Origin of the sequence: Streptomyces sp. col6 (assembly GCF_008042035.1) — a bacterium.
GTDB lineage: Bacteria > Actinomycetota > Actinomycetes > Streptomycetales > Streptomycetaceae > Streptomyces.
Genome location: NZ_RDBL01000014.1, coordinates 211985 through 226699 on the forward strand (window position 1 = coordinate 211985; position 14715 = coordinate 226699).

Sequence of the window (14715 nt, forward strand, 5' to 3'; positions counted from 1 at the left end):
CCGGGGCCCTGTCCGCAGGGCCCCGGCTCCTCGTTTCGCGCCCCCGCTACGCGGCGGCCAGCTCGTCCCGGATGAACCCGGCCACCGCCGACGGCGTCGGGTGGTCGAACAGCAGCACCGGCGGCAGCACCAGACCCGTCGCCTCGCAGAGCCGGTTGCGGACCTCCAGCGCGGTGAACGACGAGAACCCGATGTCCACGAAGTTGTCCTCGGCCGCGATCGACTCCGGCGACGCGTGACCGAGCACATCCGCCGCGTGCAGCCGTACGAGATCCAGCAGCGAACCGCCCGCCTCCGCCAACGGCACCGGTCCGGACTCCGGCGCGGGCCGCGCCTCGGGCGTCCGGCCCGCCGGGACCGGCCACCAGTGGTGCGTGTGCTCGAACGGATACGTCGGCAGCTCCACCGGAGGCGCGGAGGTCTCCGCGTACCAGCTCTCCCAGCGCACCCCGGCCCCCGCCGCGTGCAGCGCCGAGAGCGCCCCCGCGAAGGTCTCCTCGCCGGCCCGCCCCCGCACCTGCGACGGCACCGCCAACGGCGTGGAGCCCGGCAGGCAGGCCGCCACCAGCGGAGTGAGCACGGCGTCCGGCCCCACCTCCACGAACGCCTCCGCACCCGCCTCGGCGAGCGCGGCCACCGCGTCGCCGAACCGCACCGGCGAACGCAGCTGACGTGCCCAGTAGTCCGGCTCCCGCAGCTCGTCGAGGCCCGCACGGCGCCCGGTGAGATCGGAGACGACCGGGATCAGAGGCTCGTGGAACCGCAGCCCCGCCGCCACCGCGCGCACCTCGTCGAGCGCCCCGTCCATATGCGGCGAGTGGAACGCGTGGCTCACCCGCAGCGCGCGCGTCCTGCGCCCCCGTGCCCGGAACACCCCGGCGACCTCCGCCACCGCGTCCGCATCACCCGAAACCACCGTGGAGCGCGGCCCATTGACCGCTGCCACCGCGACGCGGCCCGCGTACCCGGCCAGCGCCTCGCATACCTCGTCCTCCGACGCCTCGCACGCCACCATCGCGCCCCCGTCCGGCATCCGCTGCATCAGCCGCCCCCGCACGGCGACCAGGACGCAGGCGTCCTCCAGCGACAGCACCCCCGCCGCGTGCACGGCGGCGAGCCCCCCGATCGAGTGCCCGGCGACCTGGCCCGGCGCCGGAAGCGACTGCTCCAGGAGCCGGAACAGGGCAGTCTCCACGGCGAACAGCGCCGGCTGCGCGTACTCCGTGCGCTCCAGCAGCGCCGCCTCCTCAGTGCCCTCGTCCGCGAACAGCAGGCTCTTCAGCGGGCGCGACAGCAGCGGCTCGAACGCCTCGCACACCTCGTCCAGGGCCTTGGCGAAGACGGGCCGCGCCTCGTACAACTCGGCGCCCATGCGCGGGCACTGGCTGCCCTGACCGGTGAACAGGTAGGCGGTGGAAGGCGGTCCGGCCGCGTCACCGCGCACCACCCCCGCCGGCCTGCCGCCCGAGGCCAGTGAGGCAAGCGCGGCCAACTGCCCCGCACGGTCGCCCGGCAGGACCACCGCGCGGTGCCGGAACGCCGTACGTCCCAGGGCCAGCGTCCGGCCCACGTCATGAGCCGACAGCTCGGGGTCCGCGACGAGGTGCGCGTGCAGCCGGCCGGCCTGGGCCCGTAGCGCGGACTCCGTACGGGCCGACAGCGGCCACGGCGCGGGCGGCTCCGGCAGCAGCGCCTCCGGTCCGGTGTCGCCCGATGCCTCTTCCGCCTGTTCCAGGACGACGTGGGCGTTGGTGCCGCTGATGCCGAAGGAGGAGACGCCCGCGCGGCGCGGCCGGCCCCGGTCGGGCCAGGCGACGGACTCGGTGAGCAGTTCCACGGCACCCGAGCCCCAGTCGACGTGCGGGGTCGGCTCCGTCACGTGCAGGGTGCGCGGCAGCACCCCGTACCGCATCGCCTGCACCATCTTGATGACCCCGGCCACCCCGGCCGCCGCCTGGGTGTGGCCGATGTTCGACTTCAGCGAGCCCAGGAACAGCGGTTCCCCCTCGGGGCGCCCCTGCCCGTACGCCGCCAGCAGGGCCTGCGCCTCGATCGGGTCACCGAGCCGGGTGCCGGTGCCGTGCGCCTCCACCGCGTCCACCTGCTGCGGAGCCAGCCGTGCCGAGGCCAGGGCCTGCTGGATGACCCGGACCTGGGTGGGGCCGTTGGGCGCGGTGAGGCCGTTGCTCGCCCCGTCCTGGTTGACGGCCGAACCCCGCAGCACGGCGAGGACGCGGCGGCCGTTGCGGCGCGCGTCGGACAGCCGCTCCAGCAGCACCAGGCCCACGCCCTCGGCGAAACCGGTGCCGTCGGCCGCCGCGTCGAAGGCCTTGCAGCGGGCGTCGGGCGCGAGCCCCCGCTGCCGGCTGAACTCGACCAGCAGCACCGGCGTCGCCATCACCGTCACCCCGCCCGCCAGGGCGAGATCGCTCTCACCGCGCCGCAGCGACTGGGCCGCCAGATGCATCGCCACGAGCGACGACGAGCACGCCGTGTCGAGAGTGACGGCAGGGCCCTCAAGACCCAGGTGATAGGCGATCCGCCCGGACGCGACACTCGTCGCGTTGCCCGTCATCAGATGCCCCTCGAACCCCTCGGGCACCCGCTCCGGCGGCGGCACGTACGCCTGCGACACCACCCCCGCGAAGACGCCCGTACGACTCCCGCGCAGGGAGTCCGGGGCGATCCCGGCACGCTCCAGCGTCTCCCAGGCCACCTCCAGGAGCTGCCGGTGCTGCGGGTCGGTCGCGACGGCCTCCCGAGGGCCCATCCCGAAGAACGGCGCGTCGAACCCGCCCGCGTCCTCAAGGAATCCGCCCTCACGCGTGTACGCCGTCCCGGGCCGGTCCGGATCGGGGTCGTACAGCCCTTCCAGGTCCCAGCCCCGGTCCTCCGGCAGGTCGGACACCGCGTCCGTCTCCGCCGTCACCAGCCGCCACAGCGCTTCCGGTGAATCGGCACCGCCCGGAAAACGGCAGCCCATCGACACGATCGCGATCGGCTCGTGCTCCTTGTCCTCCAGTTCCTTGATCCTGCGCCGGGCCTGCCGGAGGTCGGCCGTGGTCCGCTTCAGATAGTCGCGGAGCCTGTCCTCGTTACTCATCGCCCTTGCCCTCTCGTACGCGGAAATGACCGGTCATGACGCGCCGAGCTCCTCGTCGAGCGCGCGGAACAGCTCCTCGTCGGTGGCGGTCTCCAGATCGTCGTCCGGTGCCTCGCCGGCCTCCGGCTCCGCCGCCTGCTCGTCCCAGAGCCAGAGCGCCGCCCGCAGCCGCTCCCGCAGCGCGTCGAAGCCCTCGCCGCCGACGGTGACGGACTCCAGCAGCCGTTCCAGCTCCTCGGCGTCCGTCCGCTCGTCCGGGGCCAGGAGTACGGCCAGCCGTCCGGCCAGGGCGGTGGGCGTCGGGAAGTCGAACACCGTGGTGGTCGGCAGCCGCAGCCCGGTCGCCGCCGAGATCCGGTTGCGCAGTTCGACCGCCGTCAGGGAGTCGAACCCGATCTCCTTGAACGCCCGGTCGGCGGTGATCTCGTCGGCCGTCAGATGACCGAGCACGGCCGCCACCTGCTCCCGTACCAGCGCGAGCAGCGCCTGCGTCCGCTCGGGCCCGCGCAGCGCGGCCGGCCGGTCCGCCGCCGACGCGGCCGTCGTCCGCACCCCGCTCGCCGCCCGGCGCACCGCGGGTGCCCGCACCAGCGACCGCAGCACGGCCGGCACTCCGCCGGTCCCGGGCCCGGCCTCGGCCAGGGACCGCAGCCCGGGGCCGTCCAGGGGCGCCGGTACGAGCAGCGGCCGGCCGTCGGCCAGGGCGGCGTCGAACAACGCCAAGCCCTCGGGCACCGACATCGGGACGAGCCCGCCCCGCGCGATCCTGACCCGGTCCGCGCCGCCCAGATGCCCGGTCATCCCGCTGGCGGCCTCCCACATGCCCCAGGCCAGGGACACCGCGGGCAGCCCGCGCAACCGCCGGTGACCGGCCAGCGCGTCCAGGAAGACATTGGCGGCCGCGTAGTTGCCCTGCCCGGCTCCGCCGAGCAGACCGGACGCGGAGGAGAACAGGACGAACAACGACAGGTCGAGCCCCTGGGTCAGCTCGTGCAGATTCCAGGCCGCGTCCGCCTTGGGCCGCAGCACGGCCCGCACCTTCTCCGGGGTCAGCGAGGCGAGCACCCCGTCGTCCAGGACCCCCGCCGCGTGCACCACCCCCGTGAGCGGATGCGCGGACGGCACGGAGTCCAGCAGTCCGGCGAGCGCGTCCCGGTCGGCGGCGTCGCACGCGGCGATCCGCACCTGTGCCCCCAGCCCGGTCAGCTCGTCGGCCAGCTCGGCCGCCCCCGGCGCTTCGGGGCCCCGGCGGCCGGTGAGCAGCAGATGGCGCACTCCGTGCGCGGTCACCAGATGCCGGGCCAGCGCGGCGCCCAGGGTCCCGGTGCCGCCGGTGATCAGGACCGTCCCGTCCGGCTCCTCGCGCGGCGGCAGGGTCAGGACGACCTTGCCCGTCTGGCGGGCCTGCCCGAAGTGCCGGAACGCGTCGGGCGCGCGGCGTACGTCCCAGCTGGTGACCGGGAGTGGCGCCAGCTCACCCCGCTCGAAGAGGCCGAGCACCCGCGCCAGCGTGTCCGCGACCCGGTCCGGGTCCATGTCCAGCAGCTCGAACGGCCGGTACGCGACGCCCGGCCGCTGTGCCGCGATCTCCGCCGGGTCCCGCAGGTCGGCGATGCCCATCTCGACGAACCGCCCGCCGGGGGACAGCAGCCGCAGCGAGGCGTCGATGAACTCCCCGGTCAGCGAGTTCAGCACCACGTCGACCCCGGGCGCGGCCGTGGTCTCCGCCCGTCCCGTCACGTCCAGGACGTGCTGCTCGAATCCGGTCGTACGGGAGGAGGCGAGGTGGTCCGCGTCGAGCCCGAGGGCCCGCAGCGCACCCCATTTCGCCGGGCTCGCCGTGGCGAACACCTCGGCCCCGATGTGCCGGGCCACCTGGAGCGCCGCCATGCCGACCCCGCCGGCCCCGGAGTGGATCAGCACCCGCTCGCCCCGGCGCAGCCCGGCCAGTTCGACCAGCCCGTAGTAAGCCGTCGTGAACACCGCGGGCACGCCCGCCGCTTGTGCGTACGACCAGCCCTCCGGGATACGGGCGACGAGCCGCCGGTCGGCGACGGCCAGCGGCCCCACCGCCCCCGGCACCAGCCCGAACACCCGGTCCCCGGCCGCCAGACCGGTGACCCCCGGCCCGGTCTCCACGACGACGCCGGCCGCCTCCGTGCCGAGCGGAGTGGCTTCCGGGACCATCCCGAGAGCGGTCAGCACATCACGGAAGTTGAGCCCGGCGGCCCGCACCTCGATCCGTACCTGGCCCTCGGACAGCGGGGCCTCGGCCGCCGGATGCGCGGCGGCACGCAGGTCGTCCGGCGACCCGCCGGGCGTCTCCAGCCGCCACCCCGCCACCCCCGCGGGCGGTACGACCGTCACGGGAGCGGTCTCCGCCCGGCGCAGCCTCGGCACCAGCACCCGGCCGTCCCGCAGCGCAAACTGAGGCTCCCCGGTGGCGACGGCCGAGGCCAGCGCGTCCAGCGAGGACCGCTCCCCGTCGTGGTCCACCAGCACCACCCGGCCCGGGTTCTCGGTGGCGGCCGACCGCACCAGCCCCCACAGCGGGGCGGCGCCGAGATCGACCGGGTCACCGGGGAGGGCGGCCACGGCACGGCGGGTGAGCACGACTAGACGGCTCTCCGCCCCGCCCTCGTCGCCCAGATGGTCCCGGAGCCGGCCGAGCAGCCACTCCACGGCCGCCCCCGCCGCGACGGGTGCCGCACCCTCGAACGGCGCGGTGGCGTCCAGCACGTCGAACGCCGCCCGGTCCGCCGGCACCGGCGTCGCGTCGATCTCCGTCCACTCCGGGCCGTACAGCGAGTCGGCGGCCGAGGCCCCCGGCGCGGAAGGCAGCTGACCGGGAGAGAGGGGGCGCAGGGTGAGGTCGTCCACGCTCACCACCGGCGCGCCCGTGGGGTCGGCGACCGAGACGCGGACGGTGTCCCGGCCCCCGTCGCCGGGGGAGACGGTGACCCGCAGAGCCGTGGCTCCGGTGGCCCGCAGCACCGCCCCCGACCAGGAGAACGGCAACCGGATGCCCTCGCCGAGGAAGTCACCGAGCCCCAGCGTGTGCAGCGCCGAGTCCAGGAGCGCCGGATGCAGGACGAACCGGGCCGCCTCCGCGTGCAGCTCCGGTGCGAGCGACACCTCGCCGTGCACGGTGTCCCCCGCACGCCAGGCGGCGGTCAGGTTCTGGAACGCGGGACCGTACTCGTAGCCCAGCGCGGCGAGTTCGCCGTACAGGTCGCCGGTGTCCAGCGGGGTGGCCCCCACAGGCGGCCAGGTCTCGTCGTGCGTCCCGTCCCACGGCGGCACGGCGTCCGCCGGCGCGAGGACGCCCGTGGCATGACGGGTCCACCCCGGCCCCTCGCCCAGGACGTCGTCCACCGGGACATCGGGCCGGGAGTGCACGGCGAGCTGCCGACGGCCCTCCTCGTCCGGTGCCTCCACGGACACCTGGACCCGCACTCCGCCCCGCTCGGGCACGAACAGCGGTGCCTCCAGCGTCAGTTCGTCCACCGTTCCGGACCCGGCCTCCCGTCCCGCCTGGAGCGCCAGTTCGAGATGGGCGGTGGCCGGGAGCAGGGGAGTCCCGTTCACGGCGTGGTCGGCGAGCCAGGGGTGGGTGCGCAGCGAGATCCGGCCGGTGAGCAGGAGCGTCCCGTCCTGGGCGAGCGTGGTCGACGCCGTCAGGAAGGGATGATCGGCCGCGTCCACACCGAGGCTCCCGGCGTCGCTGTGCGCGGCGGGCCCCTCCAGCCAGTAGCGCTTGCGCTGGAACGGGTACGTGGGCAGATCGGTGGCGCGGCCGGCGCCCGCGGGGAGGGCGGGTGTCCAGTCGACGGGAATGCCGTGGGTGTGGAGATGGGCGAGGGAGTGGTGGAAGCGGGTGAGGGTGCCTTCGTCGCGGCGGAGTGTGCCGGTGACGAGGGCGGTGGTGTCGGTGGTCTCGGCGGTGTCCTGGAGTGCGGTGGTCAGGACGGGGTGCGGGCTGACCTCGACGAACACGGAGTGGCCGGCGTCGAGGAGGGCGCGCACGGCCGGTTCGAAGAGGACCGGGTTGCTCAGGTTCCGGTACCAGTAGTCGCCGTCCAGCTCGGTCGTGTCCAGGAAGGAGTTGGTGAGCGTCGAGTAGAAGGCGGTGGTGGTGGGCTGCGGGGTGATGTCGTGGAGGAGGGTGTGCAGGGTCTCTTCGAGGGGGTGTACGTGGGGGGTGTGGGAGGCGTAGTCGACGGGGATGGCGCGGGCGCGGACGTCCCGGCTGTTCAGCTTCTCGACGAGGGTTTCCAGCGCCTCGGCATTGCCTGCGACGACCGTGGTGGTGGGTCCGTTGTGGGCGGCGATGTACAGGTCGGAGTGGTCGGCGAGAAGGGCCTGCGCGTCGTGATGGCCGAGGGGTACGGACGCCATGCCGCCGGTGCCGGCGAGCTGGAGGATGGCGTGGGAACGCAGGGCCACCACCTTGGCGGCGTCGTCGAGGGTGAGGGCGCCGGCGATGTACGCGGCGGCTATCTCGCCCTGGGAGTGGCCGATGACGGTGTGGGGGTGGATGCCATGGTGCTGCCAGAGTTTGGCGAGGGAGGTCATCACCGCGAACAGCGCGGGCTGGATGACGTCGACGCGGTCGATGGGCGGGCCCTCGGGCTCGCCGTTCAGTACGTCGAGCAGGTTCCACCCGGTGTAGGGCTGAAGCGCCTCGGAGGCGGCGGTGAGGTGGTCCGCGAACACCGGTGAGGTGAGCAGGAGTTCGCGGGCCATGCCCTCCCACTGCGAACCCTGGCCCGGGAACACGAACACCGCCCTGCCGGCCTCCGTGACCGTCCCGCGCACCGCGTCCGCGCCGGCCGCGCCCCGCTCCAGTCCGGCCAGGTTCTCCAGCAGCCGGTCCCGGTCCCGTGCCACGACCACCGCGCGATGGGCGAGCCCGGCCCTGCCGGTGGCCAGTGCCTTCGCGACCGGGGCGGGGTCCGTCTCCGGGTGCTCCTGGAGATGGCGGCGCAGTTGCCCGGCCTGCTCGGCCAGGGCCTCGGCGGTGTGCCCGTACAACAGCCACGGCAGCGGAGCGTCGCTGTCCGGGGCAGGCTCGCCGCTGGGCACCGGTTCCGGTGCCTCCTCCAGCACCACATGCGCGTTGGTGCCGCTCATGCCGAACCCGGAGACCCCGGCCCGGCGCGGCCGGTCGCCCGGCGCCCACTCCCGGGCCTCGGTGAGCAGGCGTACGGCTCCGGCCTCCCAGTCGATGTGCGGGGACGGCTCGTCCACGTGCAGCGTCTTCGGTAGCAGCCCGTTGCGCAGGGCCTGCACCATCTTGATGACCCCGCCGACCCCGGCCGCCGCCTGGGTGTGCCCGATGTTCGACTTCAACGAACCCAGCCACAGCGGTTGTCCGGCCGGCCGGTCCTGCCCGTACGTGGCGATGAGTGCCTGCGCCTCGATCGGGTCGCCGAGCGTCGTCCCGGTGCCGTGGGCCTCCATGGCGTCCACATCGGCGGTCGTCAGCCCGGCGTCCGCGAGGGCCTGGCGGATCACCCGCTGCTGGGAGGGGCCGTTGGGCGCGGTGAGACCGTTGCTGGCCCCGTCCTGGTTGGTGGCGGTGCCGCGTACGACGGCGAGCACCTCGTGGCCGTTGCGGCGGGCGTCCGACAGCCGCTCCACCAGGAGCAGCCCCACGCCCTCGCCGAAGGCCGTACCGTCCGCACCGGCCGCGAACACCTTGCACCGCCCGTCCGGGGCGAGCCCGCGCTGCCTGCTGAAGCCGATGAAGATGTCCGGGTTGGCGAGCACGGTCGCCCCGCCCGCCAGCGCGAGATCGCACTCGCCGCGGCGCAGCGACTGCACCGCGAGATGCAGCGCCACCAGCGACGACGAGCACGCCGTGTCCACCGTCACCGCGGGCCCTTCGAGCCCGAGCGTGTAGGCGATCCGGCCCGAGGCGATGCTGCCCGCGCTGCCGATGCCGAGATACCCCTCCATGTCGGCGGGCAGCTTCACCCGGGAGCCGTAGTCCGTGTACACCACGCCCGCGAACACCCCGGTCCGCGAACCCTGCAACGACGTCGGGTCGATGCCCGCCCGCTCGAACGCCTCCCAGGCGCTCTCCAGCAGCAGCCGCTGCTGCGGGTCCATGCTCGTCGCCTCACGCGGGCTGATCCCGAAGAACCCGGGGTCGAACCGGTCCGCGTCGTGCAGGAAGCCTCCTTCGCGTGCGTACGAGGTCCCCGGGTGCGCCGGGTCCGGGTCGAAGAGGCGGTCGAGGTCCCAGCCCCGGTTGTCCGGGAACGGCGAGATGACATCGCTCTCCGAGGCCACCACCCGCCACAGGTCCTCCGGGGTGCGCACCCCGCCCGGGTAGCGGCAGGCCATCGACACGATCGCGATGGGCTCGCCGTCCTGGATCGCGGCCCGTCCGCCGGTCGCCACCGTGACGCCCTCGCCCAGCAGTTGGTCGCGCAGATGGGCCGCGAGGGCGGCGGGGGACGGGTGGTCGAAGACAAGGGTCGCGGGCAGCCGCAGCCCCGTCACCGTGTTGAGCCGGTTGCGCAGCTCGACGGCCGTGAGGGAGTCGAAGCCGAGATCCTTGAAGGCACGCGAGGCGTCCACGCTGTCGCCGGCCGAGTGCCGCAGCACCCCGGCCACCTGCTCGCCCACCAACTCGACCAGCACCCGCAGCTGTTCGGGCTCCGGCTGACCGACCAGGGACGAGACGAGCGAGCCGGCAGCGGCCGCATCCGCACCGGCGGCGGTCCGCACCGTACGGACTAGGGAGCGCAGCACCGGAGGCAGGAGCCCCGTCCCGGCCTGCGCGGTGAGCGCGGCCCGGTCCAGGCGCGCCGCGAGCAGCACCGGCCGCGCCGGCGAGCGCAGCGCCGCCCCGAGAGCTGCGGCCACCTGGTCCTCGTCGAACCGGGCCAGCCCGTGGAACGCGGTGTCCCTGGGCCCCCAGGAGACGGACACCCCCGGCAGCCCGAGCGCCACCCGGTGCTGCGCGAGCGCGTCGAGATACGTCCCGACGGCAGCGGAGTCCGCGCGCCCTGATCCACCGAGCGCCGAGGAGGCGTCGGGGGAGAGGAGGACGAACGCGGCCAGGTCGAGCCCGAGGGTCAGTTCGTGCAGGTTCCAGGCCGCCGCCCCGGAGGCTCGCAGCCGGTCCGCGAACTCCTCGGGCGAGGTGGAGAGCAGCAGGGCAGGGTCGGGCGCGGCCGGTGCGTGGAAGACCGCGCCGACCGGATGCGCCGCCAGCGCGCCGGCCAGGAACTCCCGGTCCGCCGCGTCGCCCTCGGCCACCACCACCTCCGCGCCCAGCGCCTCCAGCCGCTCCGCCAGTCCCCGGGCGGGGGACAGGAGCAGCACGCGGCGGGCGCCCAGGACGGTGACGGCATGGACGGCCGCGACCTGGGCGAGGTCCCCGCCGCCGGACACGACGACCGTCGAGCCCTCGGGCAGCACGGGCGGCTCACCCGTGTCCTGCGGATCGGACACGGCCAGTCTCGGTACGCGTATCTCGCCGTTCCGCAGGGCAAGTTGGGCTTCACCGGCGGCAAGGGCGGCCGGCAGAGCGGTCAGCGACGCCGGTTCGGCGTCCAGGTCGGCCAGGGTGATCCGGCCGGGGTTCTCCGCCTGGGCGGCGCGGACCAGTCCCCAGACGGGCGAAGGGGTCAGGTCCTGTACGTCGTCCGGGCTCGTGGTGACGGCGTGGTGGGTGAGCACCACCAGATGGGTGTGGCTGTTCGCCTCGTCGCCGGTCCAGGCCCGGAGCGCGGGCAGCAGTTCGCTCGCGGACGAGGCGTGCAGCAGAACCAGGCCGGGCGCCGCCCCCTCCTCCGGCGCCGGTTCGTAGAGCACGTGGGCGGTGGCACCGAAGGCGTCGCGCAGTTCGGCGGCGGGTTCGGCGGACGACGTCCACTCGGTGTACGGAACGGCGGCCCCGGTCCCGGGCACCACCGTCCACTCGGTACGGAGCAGCCAGTCGTGGCGTGCCCGGTCCGCCCGGCCCAGGGCCCCGGCGGCCGGCGGCCGCAGGAGCACCGAGTCCACGGAGGCCACCGGCGCGCCGGTCGGATCGGCCAGCAGGACGGCGAACCCCTCGCCGCGCCGGGAGACGCGCACCCGCAGACCGCCCGCGCCCACCGCGTACAGACTCACCCCGCTCCACACGGCGGGTTCCAGCAGCTCGTCGCTCTGGGCGAGAGCCGTCGCCTGCACGGCCACCGTGAGGAGGGCCGGATGCAGCCCGTACCGCCCGGCATCGGCCGCGACGACCTCGGGCGCGGACACCTCGGCGTACACCTCGTCGCCCCGACGCCACAGCCGGGCCGGCCCCTGGAACGCGGGGCCCAGCCCGTACCCCAGCGCCTCCAGCCGCGCGTACACCTCGTCGGTGTCCACGGGGGTCGCCCCGGCGGGCGGCCAGGAGGTCAGCGGCTCGGGCACGGACCCCGGTCCGGGGGCGAGCCGTCCGGTGACATGACTGGTCCAGGCCCGGTGCAGTGAGCCGTCGTCGTCCCCGTCGTCGTAGGCGCGGGTGTGCAGGGTCAGCTCGCGTCGGCCGTCACCGCCCGGCGCACCCGCTGTGAGCTGCACGTCCACACCACCGTGCGCGGGGAACACCACCGGTGTGCCGACCGTCAGCTCCTCCACCACCAGATCGCCCAGCAGCCTGCCTGCCTCCAGAGCCAGTTCCACGGCGGCGGCGGGCGGCAGGACCGGCGTCCCCTCCAGGGCGTGGTCGGCGAGCCAGGGGTGGGTGCGCAGCGAGATCCGCCCGGTGAGCAGCAGGGCGTCGCCCTGGGCGAGCGTGGTGGCGGCGGTGAGCAGGGGGTGCTGGGTGGTGTGCAGCCCGAGACTCTCCGGATCGCCGTCGGTCGCGGCGTCCTCCAGCCAGTAACTGCGGTGCTGGAACGGGTACGTGGGCAGATCGTGCGGGGCGTCCGCGACATCCGGCACGACCGGTGTCCAGTCGACGGGGATGCCGTGGGTGTGGAGGTGGGCGAGGGAGTGGTGGAAGCGGGTGAGGGTGCCTTCGTCGCGGCGGAGTGTGCCGGTGACGAGGGCGGTGGTGTCGGTGGTCTCGGCGGTGTCCTGGAGTGCGGTGGTCAGGACGGGGTGCGGGCTGACCTCGACGAACACGGAGTGGCCGTCCTTCAGCAGCCTTTCGACGGTGGGGTGCAGCAGGACGGGGTTGCTCAGGTTCTCGTACCAGTAGTCGCCGTCGAGTTCGGTGGTGTCGAGGGCACGGCCGTGCAGGGTGGAGTAGAAGGCGGTGGTGGTGGAGCGGGGGGTGATGTCGTGGAGGAGGGCGTGAAGGGCCGGTCGCAGGGGTTCGACGTGGGGGGTGTGGGAGGCGTAGTCGACGGGGATGGTGCGGGCGCGTACACCTTGGTCGTTGAGGTCCTGGACGAGGGTGGCGAGGGCGTCGGCGGTGCCCGCGACGACGGTGCTGGAAGGGCCGTTGTGAGCGGCGATGTACAGATCGGGACGGTCGGCGAGCAGGGCGGACGTGTCCTGCCGGCCGAGAGGCACGGACGCCATGCCGCCGGTGCCGGCGAGTTGGAGGATGGTGTGGGAGCGCAGGGCCACCACCTTGGCGGCGTCGTCGAGGGTGAGGGCGCCGGCGATGTACGCGGCGGCTATCTCGCCCTGGGAGTGGCCGATGACGGTGTGGGGGTGGATGCCGTGGTGCTGCCAGAGTTTGGCGAGGGAGGTCATCACCGCGAACAGCGCGGGCTGGATGACATCGACGCGGTCGATGGGCGGGCCCTCGGGCTCGCCGTTCAGTACGTCGAGCAGGTTCCACCCGGTGTAGGGCTGAAGCGCCTCGGAGGCGGCGGTGAGGTGGTCCGCGAACACCGGTGAGGTGGTGAGGAGTTCGCGGGCCATGCCCTCCCACTGCGAGCCCTGCCCCGGGAACACGAACACCGTCTTCCCGTGGTCGGTGGCGATCCCCTCCACCACAGTGGCCGACGGCACACCTCTGGCCAGCGAGTCCAGCGCGGGCACCAGCTCCTCGCGGCTGCCCGGCACGACCACCGCCCGGTGGCCCAGCGTGGCCCGGCCCCGGGCCAGCACCGCACCGGCCGCCGCCGGATCGAGCTCCGGGCGCCCCTCGGCGTACGCACGCAGCCGCGCGGCCTGTTCCCGCAGCGCCTCCGGTTCGTGCGCGGACAGCAGCCACGGCACCACCGGGCCCTCCGGCGCGGTGTCCACCGGCGCCTCGGCGGCGGGCGCCTCCAGGATGATGTGCGCGTTCGTCCCGCTGATCCCGAACGACGACACGGCGGCCCGGCGCGGCCGGTCGTCCGGCTCCCAGTCACGGGACTCGGTCAGCAGCCGGACGGCCCCGGCCTCCCAGTCGACGTGCGGGGACGGCTCGTCCACATGCAGGGTGCGGGGCAGTACCCCGTGGCGCATGGCCTGCACCATCTTGATGATGCCGCCCACGCCGGCGGCGGCCTGGGTGTGCCCGATGTTCGACTTCAGCGAACCGAGCCACAAGGGCTGTCCGTCCGGCCGGTCCTGCCCGTACGTGGCGAGGAGTGCCTGCGCCTCGATCGGGTCGCCCAGCCTCGTACCCGTGCCGTGCGCCTCGACCGCGTCCACCTCGCCGGTGGTCAGCCCGGCGTCCTCCAGGGCCTGCCGGATCACCCGCTGCTGCGACGGGCCGTTGGGCGCGGACAGCTGCCCGCTCGTACCGTCCTGGTTGACGGCGGACCCCCGTACGACGGCGAGGACCCGGTGGCCGTTGCGGCGGGCGTCCGACAGCCGCTCCACCAGCAGCAGCCCGACACCCTCGCCCCAGCCCGTACCGTCCGCCGCCGCCGCGAACGCCTTGCACCGGCCGTCCGGGGACAGCCCGCGCTGCCGGCTGAACTCGACGAAGAGACCCGGGGTCGCGATGATCGTCGCCCCGCCCGCCAGCGCGAGATCGCACTCGCCCCGGCGCAGCGACTGCACCGCCAGATGCAGGGCCACCAGCGACGACGAGCACGCCGTGTCGATCGTCACCGCGGGGCCTTCGAGCCCGAAGGTGTACGACAGCCGCCCGGAGGCCACGGACCCGGCGCTGCCGGTGCCGATGTATCCCTCAAGACCGTCCGGGGCGCGACGGATGCGCCCGCCGTAATCCCCGTACATCACCCCGGCGAACACCCCGGTACGGGAGCCGCGCAGCGTGTCCGGATCGATGCCCGCCCGTTCGAACGCCTCCCAGGCGGTCTCCAGGAGCAGCCGCTGCTGCGGATCGATGGCGACCGCCTCGCGCGGGCTGATCCCGAAGAACGCCGGGTCGAACCGGTCCGCCTCGTGCAGGAACCCGCCCTCACGCGCGTAGCTGCGGCCGGTCCGTTCCGGGTCGGGGTCGTAGAGCGCGGCCGTGTCCCATCCCCGGTTCTCCGGGAACGCGGAGATCGCGTCGGTGCCCGTGGCGACGACGTCCCACAGGTCCTCGGGGGAGCGAACCCCGCCGGGGTAGCGGCAGGACATGCCCACGATCGCGATCGGTTCGTGCCGCTCGGCCTCGGCCTCGGTCAGCCGCTGCCGGGTCTGGAGCAGGTCACTGGTCACGCGCTTGAGGTAGTCGCGGAGCCTGGCCTCGTTCGTCATGCGACGTCAACTCTCCTCGTCGTACG

Annotated in this window: 2 protein-coding genes; both read right to left on the minus strand. The window is 74.4% G+C overall.

Going from position 1 to position 14715, the window contains the following annotated elements:
• Positions 1-46 precede the first annotated feature (46 nt).
• Positions 47-3130 (minus strand): type I polyketide synthase, encoded by a 3084-nt coding sequence (locus EAO73_RS24750; protein WP_412075223.1) that lies wholly within the window; start codon positions 3128-3130, stop codon positions 47-49.
• A 6-nt stretch (positions 3131-3136) separates the two neighbouring features.
• Positions 3137-14650, minus strand: a complete 11514-nt coding sequence (locus tag EAO73_RS24755; RefSeq protein ID WP_412075225.1) for an SDR family NAD(P)-dependent oxidoreductase — start codon at positions 14648-14650, stop codon at positions 3137-3139.
• Positions 14651-14715 lie beyond the last annotated feature (65 nt).